Source organism: Legionella nautarum, assembly GCF_001467895.1.
GTDB lineage: Bacteria > Pseudomonadota > Gammaproteobacteria > Legionellales > Legionellaceae > Tatlockia > Tatlockia nautarum.
The window spans coordinates 38,336-56,439 of sequence record NZ_LNYO01000002.1 but is presented as its reverse complement, the minus strand read 5'-3'; the positions used below and the strand labels follow the sequence as shown (position 1 = coordinate 56,439).

Sequence of the window (18,104 nt, the reverse complement as noted above, 5' to 3'; positions counted from 1 at the left end):
AGCATGTTGCATCTTGGCATAATAAGCTTAATGCCTGAAATGTTTGCTAGCCTGAAATACGGCGTAGTCGGGCGAGCAATTGAGCAGAATTTAGCAAAGATAGACTACTGGAATCCACGTGACTGGGCAGCAAGGCCTTATCGTCAAGTTGATGATAAGCCTTATGGTGGAGGCCCAGGAATGGTAATGATGTATGAACCCTTGCATGCAGCAATTACTCATGCAAAAAACCAGATGCCAAGCACTTGTAAGACTATTTATCTCAGTCCACAAGGCAAGGTAATCCGCCAAACCGATTTAAATCAGGTGGCAGAAAACAAGCAAGCCTTGCTTTTTATAGCAGGCCGCTATGAAGGAATTGATGAGCGTATTATTAGTCATCATGTGGATGAAGAATGGTCTCTTGGTGATTTTGTTTTAAGTGGTGGCGAATTGGCAGCCATGGTATTTATTGATGCAGTTATACGCTTATTACCAGGCAGCCTTGGGCATTTAGGTTCAGCAGAGCAAGATTCATTTATGAATGGCTTATTGGACTGCCCACACTACACCAGGCCGGCAAGCATCGATGGTTTAGATGTTCCGCCAATATTACTGGGTGGTAACCACAAAGAGATAGAGCGCTGGCGCAGAAAACAAATGCTAGGTAAAACCTGGCTCAAACGGCCAGATTTATTAGAAAAATTTGAGTTAACTGATACTGACAAGCGCTTGCTTGTCGAGTTTAAACGCGAACACGGCGATTCCTATTGAGGAATGCCAATTTGAGGAGTGATCATGACCAACATTATTGACGAATTGAATGCTGAGCAAATGAAAGGCAAAGAGATTCCCGAATTTAGTTCAGGTGATACTGTTTTAGTGCAAGTAAAAGTAAAAGAAGGAACTCGTGAGCGTTTACAAGCCTTTGAAGGTGTCGTGATCGCTAAGCGTAATCGTGGTTTGAATTCTGCGTTCACAGTTCGCAAAATTTCTCATGGTGTCGGTGTTGAGCGAGTTTTCCAAACTTATAGTCCTATTGTTGATAGTATCGTTGTTAAACGCCGTGGTGATGTACGTCGTGCTAAATTATACTACCTCCGCGACTTAGCTGGTCGTGCTGCACGTATTAAAGAAAAATTAACTGGCAAAAAAGAAAGCTAAGATCTTCATGCTCATCGTTACCGCTTTCAACACTCCAGCTGGTTGGCTTGAAATCGAGTACGATGAGCATTACATTCATCGAGCAATATTTACCCAGGTCCCCATTCAAAATCGGGTCGAGAATCAACTCACTCAAACAATAACTCAAGAACTTCAGCACTATTTCAACAACCCTCATCATCGGTTTCAGCTTCCTTTAAAACCTCAAGGTACCGTTTACCAGCAACGTGTTTGGAATGCTTTATTGGTCATTCCTGTCGGTCGAACTCTGACTTATGGCGAACTGGCCAAAGCCCTACAATCAAGTCCTCGTGCAATAGGTCAAGCCTGCAAAAATAATCCCCTCGCTTTATTTATCCCTTGCCATCGCATTGTGGGCAAAACAAATCAAGGCGGATATATGGGGCGAGCTAATGCCTTAGGTTACAAGACTTCTTTGCTCATGCATGAGCATGCAATTTAGTTTTGCTTAGCTAGACAGCAAATTTTTTATCTCCTGCTATGCTTAAAAAAATAGTAGAAAATAATTTCACCCACTGATAAAAACAATAAGAGGTCTGCTATCAGATCTTGAAAATTCTCGGGAGCGCACCATGAAAAAGATGAGTATAGTTGCAATTTTGCTTCTATTGCCCTTTTCTGTATCCGCAAACTGTGATTTAACTCGCTTTCGCTGGGGTTGCGATATTCCGGTGAAGCCAAAACGGTCAAGCCATGCGCCCTCTTTATTTTATTGTGGTCAGTCTTACGGCTACATTACTAAAGCTCAATATGAGGTGCTCTCTCGCTATCGTCGAGCGTCAGTGAATATGGTCTTAAAAATAGATGGCGAATATATCGATAGCCCCTGTATCCCCGCTGAACGTAATTGAACAAATTTGTTTTGGGTATACAATATCGCTTTATAGTATCTGGCCTCGCTTTATGAAAAAGAATTTGCTTGAATTTGACGGTCTAACCATTGAAGTACTAAGAAAGCCTATTAAAAATATTCACCTGCGCATTTATCCACCTGATGGACAAATAAAAGTGAGCGCTCCCCTGCGAATGCATTTAGATTTAATCCACAATCAAATTGAAGCAAAGCGTGACTGGATTCATGCTCAACGGACTAAACTGCGAGCAAGATCCTACAGCCCACCCATGGCATTCGAGACCGGCGAACAACATGATTTTCTCGGTAAAACTTATACCCTAATCATCCACGAGACTGACAGTTCACCGAAGGTCATCGTCCAGCAGGACGCTATTCATTGCTATACAAGAACAAACGCCAGTGTTGCCGATAGGCAATTACTCTTACAAAACTGGTACAGACAGCAAATGAAAGACCTGTTACCCGAGTTGCTCAGAAAATGGGAGGGCATTATTGGCGTCACAGCGAACAGTTGGGGTATTAAATCAATGAAGACACGCTGGGGCTCATGCAATACGGATAAAAAACGGATCTGGCTTAACTTAACGCTCATCAGCAAACCGTTGCCTTGCCTAGAATATGTACTCGTGCATGAATTGGTGCATCTCTTAGAAGCCAGTCATAATAAGCGTTTTCATGCTTTTATGGATCAATTTTTACCTCACTGGCGCGATTTAAAAAATCGATTGGAAGAAAAGCCTTTACGTTAGTGGAGATAGCTCTCGTGAACTGCAGAAAATTCGCGTAGAATTTGAGTTAATTACTCTCATTATGCTTAAATTGTCATCCCTGCGAAGGCCGGGATGACAACAATTTCGTGGGGATACATCAGAGCCCGAACGTTTTGTCCAAGGATTCTCAAATGGTGCACTATTGAACACTCAGATAGAAGATGAAATCTGTGAAAAAGGATTTCACATTATTGATAATTTTCTAGAACCGCAAGATTTTGCCCTACTCTCAGCTAAAGCGGAATTGATGCACAGCCAAGGGCAATTTAAAGGCGCTAAAATTGGGCATCGCATCGCAGCGACTCATAATGCCGATATTCGCCGCGATGAAATATGTTGGCTGGATGATGATTCCAGCGATCGCGCGATTAATGCCTATTTCAATAAAATTCGTGCCATTGCGGATCGGTTAAACCAAACTTTATTTTTAGGTTTGGTCGATTTTGAAACTCATTTTGCGATTTACCAACCTGGCTCTTTTTATAAAAAACACGTGGATCAATTTATTTCCACTCAAGCGCGACGGATATCCTGCGTTTATTATCTCAATGAGTCTTGGCAAGAAGCTTATGCCGGGCAGTTAAAACTCTTTGATAAAAACGATCAACTGCTCGCCAATGTCCTTCCCCGAGGCAATCGCTTCATCTGTTTTAATAGCGATTTACCTCATGAAGTCTGTGAAACCAAACACCCGCGATATAGCATCGCCGGCTGGATGAAGACGCGATCGATGTCCGTAATTTTCTAGTGTATAATGGGCGTTTTTCCTTATCGTCAGCTACTATGTACGCTTTAGAAATTCACCAGTTACGTAAAGTCTATGCTAATGGCGTTGAAGCCCTTAAGGGCATCGATCTGACCGTAAAAACTGGCGATTTTTTTGCCCTTTTGGGTGCCAATGGAGCAGGCAAATCAACAACCATTGGTCTAATCACCTCGCTCCTTACCAAAACCTCTGGCAGCATTAAAATCCACGGCTATGATTTGGATGAGTCTCCTGACTTGGCGAAAGCTTGTTTGGGGTTGGTGCCACAAGAAATTAATCTTAATATTTTTGAAACTTGCGAGCATATTTTAATCAATCAAGCTGGTTATTACGGCATTTTGCGCAAAGAAGCATCTGTTCGCGCAAAAAAACTTCTACACCAGCTAGGTTTATGGGAAAAACGAGATGAAATTGCTCGTCATCTATCCGGTGGTATGAAGCGTCGGTTGATGATAGCTCGGGCTTTAATTCATCAACCTAAGGTATTAATTCTGGATGAGCCGACGGCGGGAGTGGATATCGAGATTCGCCGTAGTATGTGGGAGTTTTTAACCAATACTAATCATGAGGGAACCACCATTATTTTAACAACCCATTATCTTGAAGAAGCTGAGCAGCTCTGTAAGAACATCGCTATCATTGATAAGGGTCAACTTGTAGCAAATACCTCGATGAAAAAGTTACTCCAAACTTTAAGACATCAGACCTTAGTTTTCACCACGAGTGAACCAATTAATCATTTGCCCACAATGCAGGGCTTTATTCCTAAATGGATTGATTGCAATACTTTTGAATTACGCATTGATAATGAATGTTCTCTCAATACCCTCTTTACCGTATTAACTGAACACGGTATTACCGTTCATAGTGTACGGAACAAAACCAATCGCTTAGAAGAACTGTTTTTGGATCTCATCAACTATGGCCACTAAACAACAAGTTATCGCAATTTACACCATAATAAGACGTGAACTGGTAAGAATGTTTCGCATCGCCAGCCAAGTCTTTTTACCCCCTGTCATTACGACTGCTCTTTATTTTTTAATCTTCGGCAGCTTAATCGGAAGTCGCATAGGCGATATTAGCGGTGTGAGTTATCCGGTTTTCATTGCTCCCGGACTCATTATGATGTCGGTCATATCTAACTCCTATGCCAATGTATCCTCCTCGCTCTATAGTGTCCGCTTTCAAAGAAGTATTGAAGAAATTTTAGTGAGCCCAATGCATGACGGTTTATTACTTCTTGGCTATGTTTTAGGCGGAGTAATAAGAGGTTTAATTGTTGCTGTATTAGTTTATATTGTGTCTAGCTTCTTCCTAGAAATAAAATTCACCCAGATTCCGATAACCTTATTAGTCATCCTTCTCGTATCGGCGGTATTTTCACTTGCTGGATTTACCAACGCAATGCTAGCACGTAATTTTGACGATATAATGATTATTCCTACCTTTATCCTCACTCCACTCACCTATTTAGGCGGCGTATTTTATACGACCAACATGCTCCCCCCTTTCTGGCAGAAAATTTCTCATTTAAACCCCATCCTTTATATGGTGAATGCGCTTCGCAATGCCATGATTAATGTCTGCGAAGTCAATATGTTGACCTCTATGTTTATTATTTGCATAATGTTGGTTGTATTAACCGCACTCAATATGATTCTGTTAAAAAAAGGGGTGGGGTTGCGCGAATAACTAGGCAATGGACATGAAAAATACACTGATCGAAGATTATCTATACAAATTAAAAAACTATAAATTTACCTCATACAGACAAGAGCAAATTGCAAATGAACTCTCCAAAGAGCTCCCGCAAGCTAATTCAATCAAAGAACTTCGTAATTTACTTTCTGATTACCTCGAATTAATCCAAAGCGGGAGTAGTTGTTGCTCTGTTTTGACGAATCTTATCCCTGTTTCTATCTACAGTTTTTTTACAAGCTCAGAAGAAACTACTCGACTCCCTAATAAACGAGGACAGGCAAGAGATTTGAAACAATTACTGGAAGGTTGGCTTGATGAATTAAACGCGCTAAAAACTTCGAAAAAATTGGCATGTAAAAAATTAGACAAAATGCCCTTTCAAAATAAAGCCGAGCCTTTAATGATCTTGATACGTGAATTGCTTAACAACCCTCAGGCTTTAATGCATCAAAAAATACCTAGTCTTATCAAAGAATTGAATTCTAGTGATTTAGAAAGCGCATTAGAAAACTTAGCTAAGCTCCCTAACTCACCTAAATTAACAAGCAGACGTCGAGGTGACTTCTCTGCTCAAGCGGCTATCTATACAAAACATACTGGCTGCTTTGCGTTATTAGCGGATAATTCTGCAGTGTACAATGACAAGGATAAACTTTTGACGCTTACGAATAGCCTGTTACAAGAGGCTCTAATTATTTACAAAGATCTCCATACTGAAGAAGCAACAGCAACCCAGTCTCAGATCATTGAAGAGCAAGCTAGGTCTTATGGACATGGTTAGCAACCATTGAAGCTTAGCAATGTATTTTCATCTACTTTAGAGCATGCTATGGTGGGTTGCTTAATTTAGGCTAAACCCACTCCCCCAAAAAAGGATATTTGCAATGACTAAATTAATAACTGTATTTTTATTATTGTTAAGCCAATTGACCTTCGCTGAAAACTGTATCACCAAACGTGAGCTTTTTATTGAAAATACGGCAACTAAAGTTTGGAAAACAACCATCTGCCCTAATCAAAAACTTTCTTTTCATGTCCATCATTATTCTCGAGTGGTGATCCCTGAAGAAACAGGGAGTCTAAAAGTCACTTATCAATCCGGCAAAGAGGATTTTATCAATTTAAAAAAGCAAATCCCTGTGTATTTGAGTGTCGCCCAGGGAAAAGAGCCTCATCAAGATGAAAATGCCGGTAAAGAACCCTTACATGTGACCGTGATTGAGTTGAAGAATGGTTAATACACTGACAAGCGAGTTAGACAATCCTTTTTGGCAATTTTCACTCAAGCTTTATCAACATGAAGCGATCAAAGAGGCTTGCCTTTCTTTCCAAAATCAAGAAGGGGTCAACGTTAATTTATTATTAGTTTGCTGTTGGTTGTCTTATGCAGTCGAAGTGATCTCGCAACCTGAATTTGAGCAAGCTTATCAACGAATCAAAGAGTGGCATCAGCAAGTCACTCAGCCTATGCGACAAGTTCGCCAGTATTTAAAGCGCTCTCAAGCCAACGACAACTGGGTGAATCATTTTTATCAACAAGTTTTAGCAGACGAACTTAGTTCTGAATCTTATCAACAACAGCTCCTCTATTCTTGCTTTGCTGATAAACAAAAAAGCAGGTGTTTTTTCAATGAGGAGCAAACTTTTGACTATCTTGTTTGGCTTTTCGGCGTGATGAAAATAGTTGTTACAGATACACTTAAACTAAAAATTCGTCATTTTACTCATCTAATCCGTGATAGATTGCGCTAAAAATTTGATTACTATTTTTACTGGCTACAATTTTCCTGTATTATCGCTCCCCTCAACCAGAATTTGTTATCTTAATGAAACCGTTAATCAAAGAAGCGACTTACATTTATACTTATCCACCAAGGATTTCCATTCGTTGGGCAAATGACACTACCACGGTTTACTCTTGGACAAGTTATCCTTCCCAGCCTAATTTAAGTGACTTTGGGCCATTGTTTCACTATATCAACTGTGTATTTTATCCAATCAATTATCAACTTATTCCACATCAAATAACTTTTAGGGGGAAACCACGGTATATCGAAGATATAACTTATGTGAATACTCTTCCACCAAGCATTGCAATTCGCTGGAATTGTGGTTTAACTGATTTTTATTCTTGGACAAACTTTCCTTACCCACAAAATGTAGAACATTTTAAACCTTGGTTTCCTTGGCGTGTCATTATGCCTAAAGCTCTCAAAGCTTTACCTTCAGAAGAAAAGACATCTGAAGAAGTTTTCGATTCATTTTTTACAACAGATCCCAAAGAAATTGTATGCGGCCCTTTAGACGTCCCAGAGGGTACTATCCGAAGGGATGATGCTTTTAGCAGTCAATCCTCTGATATGTTTTATCCCGCCCCTGAAGATATGAGTTCTGATGAAATATTTGAGCACAATATTAGGAATTATCAACCTAATCCTAATTTACCCATTCCTTATAATACAAGTATTGCTCAAAAATTAGAGATAGCAGCTCGCACGATTAATTCTTACAGTAATTCCCGATTTCTCTACTTTAATAGGCATCAAAATACTACTCCAAGAGAAAACTTACCGCATCAAGGAGATTATTTACATAAGTCAGGTTTAAGCACCTGAATACTCACTGATATAAAATTGCTAAGCCAATAGATTATCGGGCTTAGCGACTTTTGAGATAGGGAAACTCTTCCAGCATTATTTTGACCACTTCATCGAGCATTGGCTTCGACTGGATAATTAAGATCACTGTATCATCGCCTGCGATCGTTCCTAAAATTCCTGAACCACTCGTCGTTTCTGGAGAAAAAGACACGTATTTTCTGTCGATAAAGGAACCTAAGCTACTGGCGCTACCAGGATGGGTATGCAAAACAATCATACCAAATTCGGAAATCTGCATATTAAGCACGAGTGGCAAACTGGGCATACTGAAATCGACAACGCGATAAACGCCAGCTACTTTAGCAATTTTTAATTTTTTTAAGCGCCGCGATAAGGTTGCTTGCGGAATATCGTAACCACGTTCTTTTAATTTGTTTTGCAAATCAATTTGCTCGGGGATTTCCTGAGTTTGCACAATGCTTAAAATATGACCATCAAGAACATTATCATAAGACATTCTCATTTCCTCAAAATGAATATAAAACCATTTTTTGTTAATTATATTCATTTTTTATTGACATCGCAATCCAAAAACAATATAGTCACATAATGGATAAAAAATGGATACATAATCATCATGAAACAATTTATTCTTTGTGTGACAATAGGTTTACCCCTTTTACTAGTTGGATGTGGTTCGAGTAAAGAAGACAAAACTATTCATTTTGCCACCTCTGCAGAATATCCACCTTTTGAATACCAGGAAAATGGGAAATTAAAAGGTTTTGATATTGAACTGGCGAAATTAATTGCCAAACATCTTGGCAAAAAAGCGGTTTTCGACAACATGCAGTTTTCTAGCATTCTCCCCTCGCTGTCTTCCGGGCAGTCTGATTTGGCGATATCGACGATCACGATTACCGCTGATCGCGAAAAGAATTTTGATTTTACAACACCCTATTATTTTGAAGGGATGGCTGCCGTTTTCAAAAAAGACTCCCCTATTTCAGAGCCCTCGCAACTCACTGGGAAAAAATTGGCAGCACAACTCGGGAGCACAATGGAAATTTGGCTAAAAAAACACGCAGCCAATGAAGAAAAGACAATGATGGATAATAACAATCAAGCGATTGAAGCCTTAAAAGCAGGCCATGTGGATGTTGTATTAATGGATGGGGCCCAGGGTGCTATTTTCAGCCAGAAGAATCCGGGGCTTGCCTACGCTATTATTGCCAAAGCTGAAGACGGGTATGGCATCGCACTTCCTAAACAATCCTTACTGACTGCAAGAATTAATCGAATTTTAAATACGCTGAAAGAAAACGGTGAACTTGCCAAGCTACAGAAAACTTGGTTGGAGGGATTGCAATGGAAGAGTTAAGCCAAAATCTCCTCTTCATTGGCCAGGGTATCCTTCTCACTTTAGAGTTGATGGCCGGCGGCATGTTGATTGGCATGCTGCTTGGAACCATCCTGGCTGTACTGCGATACAAGGGTTTTTCTCAGAGCGTAATTAATCGATTTATTTCTGTCATGAGAGGGACACCTCTCATTTTACAACTCAGTTTTGTCTATTTTGCTTTGCCGGCTTTAATTGGCCTCAAAGCGAATATCCTGGTCGCAGGAATTCTCACTTTCGGACTTAACAGCTCAGCCTATATTGCAGAAATTCTACGATCAGGGATAGAAAATTTACCCAAAGGCCAGTTTGAAGCGGCTAAGACGCTACATATTCCTAATTTCTATTTATGGAAAGATATCATTCTGCCGCAGGTGATAAAAAACATTTTACCGGCCTTGGTGAATGAAATGATCGCGCTGCTTAAAGAAACCGCTTTGATCTCAACGATTGGTGGAATGGATTTGATGCGAAAAGCTCAATCTGTTGCTGCTGAGCAATTTACCTATTTCTTACCACTGTGTATTGCCGGTTGTTACTACTATGGTCTGGTTTTACTCATCGAACAGTTGGGCAAAAAAATTGAACAAGGAGGCAAACATGTTGCAAGTTAATCAGGTCTCTAAACAGTTCGCAGCGATGCCGGTATTAAATCAAGTCAGTTTTTCAATTGAAGCGCAGACTGTAGTGGGCCTTGCCGGTCCTTCTGGAGGGGGGAAATCAACCCTACTTCGATGCATTCAAGGGCTAGAGGCTTTGGATTCCGGTGAAATTAATTGCGCTGGAAAAATGGGCTTTATGTTTCAAGATTTCCAACTTTTTCCTCACATGACGGTGCTGCAAAATTTAATTTACGCCCCCAAATTGCAGAATAAAACGATCAACCATGAGGAAGCTGCCCTGCAATTGTTAACCAGCCTTGGCATCGCGGAAAAAGCAAATACCTACCCCGAACAACTTTCCGGCGGGCAAAAGCAGCGCGTCGCTCTGGCCAGAAGTTTAATGATGCAACCGAAGGTTTTGCTCTGCGATGAACCCACTTCAGGTTTGGATTTAGCAACCATTGAAGATGTTATTCAATTATTGAATTCCATTAAATCGATGGGCGTGACCATGATCATCGCTTCTCATGATCTCGATTTTCTCAGCAAAATGGCAGACCGAATTGTGGTCCTCAAAGGCGGGCAACTTGTTGCGGATGTTAAACCAAAAGAATTAGCCCATCCCGTTCATGATTTAAAAAAATATTATCAGGAGTAAAAAATGACAGAATCTATCAAAAAAATCGCTCTCGCTTATTCTGGCGGACTCGACACCTCAGTGATGATCCCTTGGCTTAAGGAAAATCATCACCAAGCGGAAATTATCGCCGTCATTTGTGATCTGGGCCAAAATGAAGATCTAGCAGCGATTAAAGAAAAAGCGATCAAAAGCGGCGCGGCCAAAGCCTATGTGGTGAATGTCCAAGAAGAATTCGTCAGTCACTATCTTTGGCAATTGGTTAAAGCAGGTGCGCTCTATGAAAATCAATACGTTTTAGGCACCATTTCTCGACCCTTGATTGCCCAAAAACTGGTGGAAATTGCGCTGCAAGAAAAAGCCGACGCAGTTGCCCATGGCGCGACAGGCAAAGGAAATGATCAGGTACGTTTTGAATACACAGTGAAGGCACTGGCCCCTCAACTCAAAATTATTGCCCCTTGGCGATCTTGGGAAATTAAATCAAGGCAACAAGCTATCGACTATGCGAAAGCGCATGGCATTGAAGTACCAGTAACGCCTAAATCACCTTATTCACGAGACCATAATATTTGGTACATTTCTCATGAAGGCGGTGTTTTGGAAGATCCTAGCCAAGAAAAACCAGAAGGTTTGCTGCTGATGACTAACCCCATCGAACAAACACCCGACAAGCCCGAGCTCATCTCTATTCATTTTGAAAAAGGAGTCCCGGTAGCTTTAAATCATCAAGCCATGAACCCCATTGAATTACTGACTGTGCTCAACAAAAAAGCCGGAGAACATGGTATTGGAGTGGCTGATATTGTAGAAAACCGCTTAGTCGGCATGAAGATTAGAGGCGTTTATGAAGCCCCTGCTGCTGCAGTACTTTATACCGCCCATCAAATGCTTGAAAGTCTTTGCCTTGATAGAGCAACGCTTCATTTGAAACAATCGCTACAAGCTAGCTACGCCAACTTAGTTTATGAAGGCCGATGGTTTTCACAAACCAAAGAAGCGCTCGACGCATTGATTGAAGTCACTCAGAAACACATCACCGGCACGGTTAAATTAAAGCTTTTCAAAGGCAATATGATTGCCTGTGGAATGGAGTCACCTTACAGTCTGCATAATCCTGCGTTAGCTACTTTTGAAGAAGATAGCGTTTACAATCAACAAGATGCAGAAGGCTTCATTAACTTATTTTCCCTGTCCGCCAAAGTCTACGGCATGGTCCATAAGGAGAAATCAGCATGAGTCATCAAACATGGGGCGGACGATTTAAAAAACCACTTGACCCCCGAGTACTAAAGTTTAATGCCTCCCTCGCCTTTGATTATGTGCTTTACGCCCATGATATTGCCGGCAGTAAAGCCCATGCGCAAATGCTTGCCCGTCAAGGCTTGATTGAGGCTGTAGAAGCTCTGGCGATTACAAACGCGCTTACTGAAATAAATGATGAAATTGCGCAGGGCCAGCATCCCCTGGATGAAAATTGCGAAGATATTCATATGTTTATTGAGCATTTACTCATTCAAAAGATCGGTGATGTCGGTAAAAAATTACACACGGGACGAAGTCGTAATGATCAGGTCGCGCTGGATCTGCGACTTTATACTCGAGATGCGTCTGAGAAAATAACCAGTCTATTGCAGGAACTAACTCAGACTTTGCAGGACATGTCCAGCAAGCATACCAACGATTTAATGCCGGGCTACACTCATTTACAGCAAGCTCAGCCTGTGCGATTAGGTCAATTTTTTGCGGCCTATCTTTCCATGTTTCAACGTGATTTAAGTCGGTTGCAGGACTGGCAAGCAAGGATGAATTTTTCGCCCTTGGGCTCTGGTGCCTTGGCCGGTTCTAATCTGCCTTTGGATAGGGAATGGGTCGCTAAAACCTTGGGTTTTAGTGGTGTTATTGAGAACAGCTTAGACGCCGTTAGTGATCGAGATTTTATTATTGAGCTTTGCTCTTTTGCCTCAATTCTGATGATGCATCTTTCTCGTTTAGCCGAAGATTTAATTCTGTGGGCTACGCAGGAATTTTCCTTTGTCACGCTCGATGATGCCTTTGCTACCGGTTCATCGCTGATGCCCAATAAGAAAAATCCTGATGTGCTCGAACTGATTCGTGGTAAAACTGCCCGGGTCTTTGGCCATTTAGTTGGCATATTAACGATAATGAAAGCTTTACCGCTTGCTTACAACAAAGACATGCAAGAAGACAAGGAAGGATTATTTGATACAGTCAATACGCTGATTGGCTGCTTGGAAGTGATTTCCCCTTTCTTGCAAAGCCTGCAGTTCAATACAGCTTTGATGAAAGAAAAAGCTCAGGGCGGTTATTTGGATGCAACAGCGGTTTTGGAATCATTGGTGCTCCAAGGCGTTCCATTCCGAGATGCCCATCATCAAGTCGGTTATTGGGTAAGCCAAGCGCTTGAAAAGGGTTGTTCGCTCTCAGAGCTCATAAAAAGGAGCAAATAATGGCTTTCCTAATGCTGGCCGATGGTACGATTTTTAGAGGCGAGGCGATTGGCGCACCCTCTTATGCCTTGGGTGAAATGGTTTTTAATACTTCACAGACCGGTTATCAAGAAATTCTAACAGACCCTTCTTATCATGGTCAGATTATTAATTTTACGATGCCACATATTGGCAATGTGGGTGTTAATCAGGATGATAATGAATCGTCGAAAATACATGCGACTGGCGCGCTATTTCGCGATTTTTCGCCTCATTTTAGTAATTGGCGCGCCCAAGACAGTTTGCAAAATTTTTTAGACACCCATCAAATTGTCGCTTTAACTGGCATTGATACACGTGCACTGACTCTGCATTTACGAGAAAAAGGCTGTCAAACAGGGTGTATTGTCGCCACCGACTCAATCACTCCTGAAAAAGCGCTTTCTTTGGCACAACATCATCAACGCCAAAAAACAGCTCATTTAGCCGCTTTGGTCTCCACCAAAGAACCTTATCTTTATCAGGAACTAGAGCACAGCAGTGCGCATGTGGTGGTAGTTGATTGCGGTGTGAAAAAGGGTATTTTAAAGACCCTAGCGCAATATCCCATTAACATTTCGGTAGTTCCTCAATCAATCAGTCTGCAGGAGCTCAATGCTTTTGCACCCGATGGTGTCCTACTTTCTAATGGCCCAGGTGATCCTGAGGCTTGTGAATCCCTGATTCAATTAACGACTCAACTATTGCAGCAACGGACTCCTGTCTTTGGTATTTGCCTCGGGCACCAAATTCTCGCTCTTGCTGCCGGAGCTAAAACCAAAAAAATGAAATTTGGCCATCGTGGTGCCAATCATCCGATTAAATGTTGCAAAACAGGGAACGTATTTATAAGTTCGCAAAATCATGGGTTTGTCGTTGATGAAAACTCCCTACCCCACCATTTAGAAATCACTCATCTTTCTTTATTTGATGGCACAATCGCCGGACTTAGCCACCGCCAAGCCCCTGCGTTTTCATTCCAAGGACATCCAGAAGCAAATCCAGGACCCAATGAACTTATGGTCTTGTTTAAACAGTTCATCACTGAGGTGCAACATGCCCAAAAATACTCAAATTAAAAGCATTTTGGTCATCGGCTCGGGTCCCATTAATATTGGCCAAGCCTGTGAATTTGATTACTCCGGTACTCAAGCCTTAAAAGCCTTGCGAGAAGAAGGTTATCGCGTGATTCTCGTTAATTCAAATCCAGCTACGATCATGACAGATGCTGAATTGGCTGATGCCACTTATATCGAACCGATTACTAGCGACTATGTCAGCAGTATTATTGATAAAGAACGCCCCGATGCACTGATTGCAACTTTAGGGGGGCAAACCGCATTAAATTGCACTTTGGATCTGCATCGAAAAGGCATTTTAGCGAACTATGAGGTCGAGCTGATTGGCGCCTCGATTGAGTCAATTAGACTGGCCGAGGATAGAGCGCTGTTTCATCAGAAAATGCTCGAGATAGGTTTAGATGTTCCTAAAAGCCAGACTGCAAAAAACTTCGAATCGGCCCTACAAATTATGCAAAACTTGGGTCTGCCTTTAATGATTCGCTCTTCATTCTCCTTGGGTGGCTCGGGCGCTGCTCTTGTTCATAACAAAGACGAAGCGCTTGCTATTTTCAAGCAGGCTTTCGCTCAGCCTGGCGATGCAGAAATTTCAATTGATGAAGCCCTCATTGGTTGGAAAGAATTTGAGCTTGAAGTAGTGCGTGATAAAAATGACAATTGCATCGTCGTTTGCGGCGTAGAAAATGTGGACCCTCTTGGTATTCATACCGGCGATTCGATCACCGTCGCTCCTATCCAAACCTTGACCGATGATGAATATCAAGCGATGCGGGATGCTGCCTTTGCCGTGCTGCGTGCAGTCGGGGTGGATACCGGTGGCAGTAACGTCCAATTTGCCATTCATCCGCGAACTGGCCGAATGGTGGTCATTGAAATGAACCCGCGTGTTTCCCGATCCTCAGCCTTAGTGTCGAAGGCAACCGGTTTTCCTATCGCTAAAATTGCCGCCAAACTCGCTGTTGGTTATACCCTCGATGAGTTGCGCAATGAGATCACAGCCGATGCTTTACCTGCTTCTTTCGAGCCAAGTATTGATTATACCGTCGTGAAAATTCCACGTTTTCATGATGAGAAATTTAATGCTCAATGCTTAGCACGAGGCCCGCAAATGCGTTCTGTCGGCGAAGTGATGGCGATAGGTTCAACCTTCGCCGAAAGTTTACAAAATGCCATTTTAAGCCTGGAAATCAATGCTTCTGGATTCGATGCCTTAAGTGAATTAGATGATGAAACCTTAAAATTGGAATTAAAGCGTCATACGGCTAAACATCTTTGGTTTGTTGCTGAAAGTTTTCGTCGTGGATTTACTGTCGATGAGATTTATGCCGCTTCCTTTATCGACCCCTGGTTTTTGCAGCAAATAAAAGCACTCGTTGAGCTAGAGCAAGGTCTGCAAGGTAAAACGCTGCATGATCTTGGGCCATCAACGCTATTAAAATTAAAAAAACAAGGTTTTTCCGATCAGCGTATCGCCAAGCTGACTCAAAGCACAGAGGCTGCCGTTCGCCAATATCGACAGCAATTGGATATTCATCCTGTGTACAAATGTGTTGACAGTTGTGCGGGCGAATTTAAAACGGAAACGGCTTATTTATACAGCACCTATCAAGAACATTGTGAGTCAAATTTAAGCAACAAACCAAAGATTATGATTCTCGGAAGCGGCCCTAATCGCATCGGACAGGGTATTGAATTTGACTATGTTTGCGTCAAAGCGATTCAAGCCTTTGCTGGCGCTGGCTTTGAAACGATCATGGTTAATTGCAATCCTGAAACGGTATCCACCGATTATGATGTGGCGTCTAAACTCTATTTCATGCCGCTTACTTATGAGAAAGTGCTGGATTTAATCGAAAAAGAACAGCCCCAGGCCATTGCTTTGCAATTCGGCGGCCAAACTCCTTTAAATTTGCTTGATGCACTTCATCAAGCCGGCGTTCCTCTTTTAGGTTTGACCAGCGAGATTGTCAATATCACCGAAGATCGCGATCTTTTCAGTAATCTAGTTCAGCGCTTAAACTTGAAACAACCTAAAAATCGAGCGATTAATCAGATCGAAGAACTAGATTCAACTTTAGGAGAGCTCCAATTTCCCTTAATCATTCGCCCTTCTTTTGTACTTGGAGGACGAGGAATGGAAATCGTCGGTGATAAAGAAATTCTCAAAGAAAAACTCAGCGAACTTTTTAAAATAACAACTCATGCGGTTTTAATTGAAGAGTTTCTTACAGGCGCCATCGAAGTGGATGTGGATGCTGTCTCAGACGGAGAAGAGGTCTTTATTCCAACCGTTCTCGAACATATTGAAGCCGCCGGCGTTCACTCAGGAGACTCTGCTTGTATTACCCCTCCTTATCGTCTTTCTCCTGCAATCATTAATCTCATTCATCAACAAACCAAAAAACTGGCGCGTGCTCTCAACTTGAAAGGGCTCATGAATGTGCAGTTTGCGGTAAAAGATTCTGAGGTGTATTTGATTGAAGTCAATCCACGGGCTTCAAGAACCACACCTTTTATTTGTAAAGCGACAGGCATTCCTCTTGTTGAAATCGCCGTACAATGCCTGCTCGGTCATTCCCTCAAAGAACAGCGCTGCTTAAGTCCTATCTCTTTACCTTATTATTGCGTGAAGGAAGCTGTGCTGCCTTTTCGAAAATTTCAAACCTCATCGCCAATACTTAGTCCTGAAATGAAAGGAACGGGTGAAGTCATGGGGATTGGACAAACCCCTTATGAAGCTTATTTGAAAGCGCAAATCGCCGCGGGGCATGATTTCAGACTTGGTCAGTCTAAGCAAGTTTTAGTGTCGGGGCTCGCTGCTGATGATGAATTACTCATCACTTTAAAACAAGCTGGCTTCACTGTGGTTACCCAACTGGAAGCGGGTAAAACGCCTGATTTTGTTATCGCAATCGATGGGGCGAGAGAGCATTTATCTTATGCCTTACAAACTAACCTCCCTTATATTTCTACTCGTGAAGCGGCAGTGATGGTGGTGCGTAGTTTAATTAACCAGGATGCCTCTCCGATGCTTAGCAGCAAAAAGCTAGATTGCTTGCAAATGCTCTATCGAGAGATTAAACATCCGAGCAAAATTCGCCATGTTTTAACGGGTTTGGAATTAAGTGCCAAAGAAATCAAAATCATTCTGCAATTGGCCGCTCAATTAAAACAAAATCCTGAAAAATTTAGCCATTTATTGGTCAATAAAAATTTAGCCTTGATTTTCGAAAAACCCTCTTTTCGTACAAGGCTCAGCTTTACCCGCGCGATACAGAGCTTGGGTGGAACTGCGATAGAGTCGGTAAGTAGCACCAGAAAATCAGAGGAGCCACGTGATTTCATTCGCGTATTAAATGGCTATTGTGATGCGGTTATGATAAGAACTCATGACGATGAAGTCTTGGAGGAAATGGCTCGTTATGCGACGGTTCCTATTATTAATGGATTATCAGCGCTGTATCATCCCTGCCAAATTCTTGCGGATCTACTTAGCTTACAAGAATATTTTGGTCAATTGGAAGGGTTAACCCTGGCTTATATTGGTGATGGCAATAACATTTTAAATACTTTTTTAGCCTTAGCGCCGCAACTAGGGATAAAAATCAATTATTGCTGCCCCCCAACTCATCAACCCAACACGAAAATTCTTGAACGTTCTTTGAATCAATTCGCGGAGATGATAGGCAATCATGCAACCCCACAAGCTGCAGTCCATAATGCGCAGGCCGTTTATACGGATGTATGGACAAGTATGGGCTTTGAACATCAGCGTTCAGAAGGGCAGTTTGCCGGCTTGCAAGTGAATGAAACGCTTATGGCTCATGCAAAACCAGAGGCAATCTTCATGCATTGCATGCCGATGGAGCGGGGGAAAGAAGTGTCCTTAACGTTGCCGGATGAACCTGCTTCAGCAATTTTTGCACAAAGTGAAAATAGATTGCATGTACAAAAAGCGCTGTTAGTTTTTTTATTAACAGCGTAGGTTGGGCCTTGGTCTATCTCGAACGGGGGCCTTTTGCGACACTTCGAGACAGC

20 protein-coding genes are annotated in these 18,104 nt (G+C 41.9%); 19 read left to right on the top strand and 1 reads right to left on the bottom strand.

Annotated features, from left to right (window positions below; translation table 11 throughout):
• Window positions 1-3: 3 nt before the first annotated feature.
• From trmD to Lnau_RS01245, 12 genes are all read left to right on the top strand, one after another.
• Complete coding sequence (trmD, locus tag Lnau_RS01300) at window positions 4-753, top strand: tRNA (guanosine(37)-N1)-methyltransferase TrmD (protein ID WP_058503345.1); 750 nt, start codon at window positions 4-6, stop codon at window positions 751-753.
• A gap of 24 nt (window positions 754-777) precedes the next feature.
• A complete protein-coding gene (rplS, locus tag Lnau_RS01295) occupies window positions 778-1,143 on the top strand; it encodes a 50S ribosomal protein L19 (protein WP_058495247.1) in 366 nt (121 codons plus the stop codon).
• A 7-nt stretch (window positions 1,144-1,150) separates the two neighbouring features.
• Window positions 1,151-1,606 (top strand): methylated-DNA--[protein]-cysteine S-methyltransferase, encoded by a 456-nt coding sequence (locus tag Lnau_RS01290; RefSeq protein ID WP_058503344.1) that lies wholly within the window; start codon window positions 1,151-1,153, stop codon window positions 1,604-1,606.
• Window positions 1,607-1,736: 130 nt separating this feature from the next.
• A complete protein-coding gene (locus Lnau_RS01285) occupies window positions 1,737-2,015 on the top strand; it encodes a hypothetical protein (protein WP_058503343.1) in 279 nt (92 codons plus the stop codon).
• Between the two features lie 52 nt (window positions 2,016-2,067).
• On the top strand, window positions 2,068-2,769 hold the full coding sequence (locus Lnau_RS01280) for a M48 family metallopeptidase (RefSeq protein WP_058503342.1): 702 nt from the start codon (window positions 2,068-2,070) through the stop codon (window positions 2,767-2,769).
• 163 nt (window positions 2,770-2,932) lie between these two features.
• Window positions 2,933-3,538 (top strand): 2OG-Fe(II) oxygenase, encoded by a 606-nt coding sequence (locus Lnau_RS01275; protein ID WP_058503341.1) that lies wholly within the window; start codon window positions 2,933-2,935, stop codon window positions 3,536-3,538.
• 35 nt (window positions 3,539-3,573) lie between these two features.
• Window positions 3,574-4,488 (top strand): ABC transporter ATP-binding protein, encoded by a 915-nt coding sequence (locus Lnau_RS01270; RefSeq protein WP_058503340.1) that lies wholly within the window; start codon window positions 3,574-3,576, stop codon window positions 4,486-4,488.
• On the top strand, window positions 4,478-5,251 hold the full coding sequence (locus Lnau_RS01265) for an ABC transporter permease (protein ID WP_058503339.1): 774 nt from the start codon (window positions 4,478-4,480) through the stop codon (window positions 5,249-5,251). Before Lnau_RS01270 ends, Lnau_RS01265 begins: the two co-directional genes overlap by 11 nt.
• 13 nt (window positions 5,252-5,264) lie before the next feature.
• Window positions 5,265-6,041, top strand: coding sequence for a hypothetical protein (locus Lnau_RS01260; protein WP_058503338.1), 777 nt, complete (start codon window positions 5,265-5,267; stop codon window positions 6,039-6,041).
• 103 nt (window positions 6,042-6,144) lie between these two features.
• Window positions 6,145-6,498 carry a cupin domain-containing protein gene (locus Lnau_RS01255; protein ID WP_058503337.1) on the top strand — a complete coding sequence of 118 codons (354 nt, stop codon included), beginning with the start codon at window positions 6,145-6,147 and terminating at the stop codon, window positions 6,496-6,498.
• Entirely contained in the window at window positions 6,491-7,012 is a 522-nt protein-coding gene (locus Lnau_RS01250) for a TIGR02444 family protein (protein ID WP_058503336.1), read from the top strand. The genes Lnau_RS01255 and Lnau_RS01250 overlap by 8 nt, the downstream gene beginning before the upstream one ends.
• A gap of 74 nt (window positions 7,013-7,086) precedes the next feature.
• Window positions 7,087-7,875, top strand: coding sequence for a hypothetical protein (locus tag Lnau_RS01245; protein WP_058503335.1), 789 nt, complete (start codon window positions 7,087-7,089; stop codon window positions 7,873-7,875).
• A 43-nt stretch (window positions 7,876-7,918) separates the two neighbouring features.
• Here Lnau_RS01245 and Lnau_RS01240 read toward each other — a convergent pair whose 3' ends face one another.
• The gene (locus Lnau_RS01240; protein ID WP_058503366.1) at window positions 7,919-8,377 is read right to left on the bottom strand and encodes an arginine repressor; all 459 of its coding nucleotides are present in this window, start codon (window positions 8,375-8,377) and stop codon (window positions 7,919-7,921) included.
• 120 nt (window positions 8,378-8,497) lie between these two features.
• Between Lnau_RS01240 and Lnau_RS01235 the strand changes: the two genes are divergently transcribed.
• Genes Lnau_RS01235 through carB form a run of 7 tightly spaced genes read left to right on the top strand, consistent with a single transcriptional unit; the run spans window position 8,498 to window position 18,051 of the window.
• On the top strand, window positions 8,498-9,241 hold the full coding sequence (locus tag Lnau_RS01235; RefSeq protein WP_058503334.1) for an ABC transporter substrate-binding protein: 744 nt from the start codon (window positions 8,498-8,500) through the stop codon (window positions 9,239-9,241).
• Window positions 9,229-9,873, top strand: coding sequence for an amino acid ABC transporter permease (locus Lnau_RS01230; RefSeq protein WP_058503333.1), 645 nt, complete (start codon window positions 9,229-9,231; stop codon window positions 9,871-9,873). The genes Lnau_RS01235 and Lnau_RS01230 overlap by 13 nt, the downstream gene beginning before the upstream one ends.
• Window positions 9,860-10,519, top strand: a complete 660-nt coding sequence (locus Lnau_RS01225; protein ID WP_058503332.1) for an amino acid ABC transporter ATP-binding protein — start codon at window positions 9,860-9,862, stop codon at window positions 10,517-10,519. Before Lnau_RS01230 ends, Lnau_RS01225 begins: the two co-directional genes overlap by 14 nt.
• Before the next feature lie 3 nt (window positions 10,520-10,522).
• Complete coding sequence (locus Lnau_RS01220) at window positions 10,523-11,737, top strand: argininosuccinate synthase (RefSeq protein WP_058503331.1); 1,215 nt, start codon at window positions 10,523-10,525, stop codon at window positions 11,735-11,737.
• Window positions 11,734-12,969, top strand: a complete 1,236-nt coding sequence (gene argH, locus Lnau_RS01215) for an argininosuccinate lyase (protein ID WP_058503330.1) — start codon at window positions 11,734-11,736, stop codon at window positions 12,967-12,969. Before Lnau_RS01220 ends, argH begins: the two co-directional genes overlap by 4 nt.
• Window positions 12,969-14,066 carry a glutamine-hydrolyzing carbamoyl-phosphate synthase small subunit gene (gene carA, locus Lnau_RS01210; protein WP_058503329.1) on the top strand — a complete coding sequence of 366 codons (1,098 nt, stop codon included), beginning with the start codon at window positions 12,969-12,971 and terminating at the stop codon, window positions 14,064-14,066. Before argH ends, carA begins: the two co-directional genes overlap by 1 nt.
• Complete coding sequence (gene carB / locus Lnau_RS01205) at window positions 14,044-18,051, top strand: carbamoyl-phosphate synthase large subunit (protein ID WP_058503328.1); 4,008 nt, start codon at window positions 14,044-14,046, stop codon at window positions 18,049-18,051. The genes carA and carB overlap by 23 nt, the downstream gene beginning before the upstream one ends.
• Window positions 18,052-18,104 lie beyond the last annotated feature (53 nt).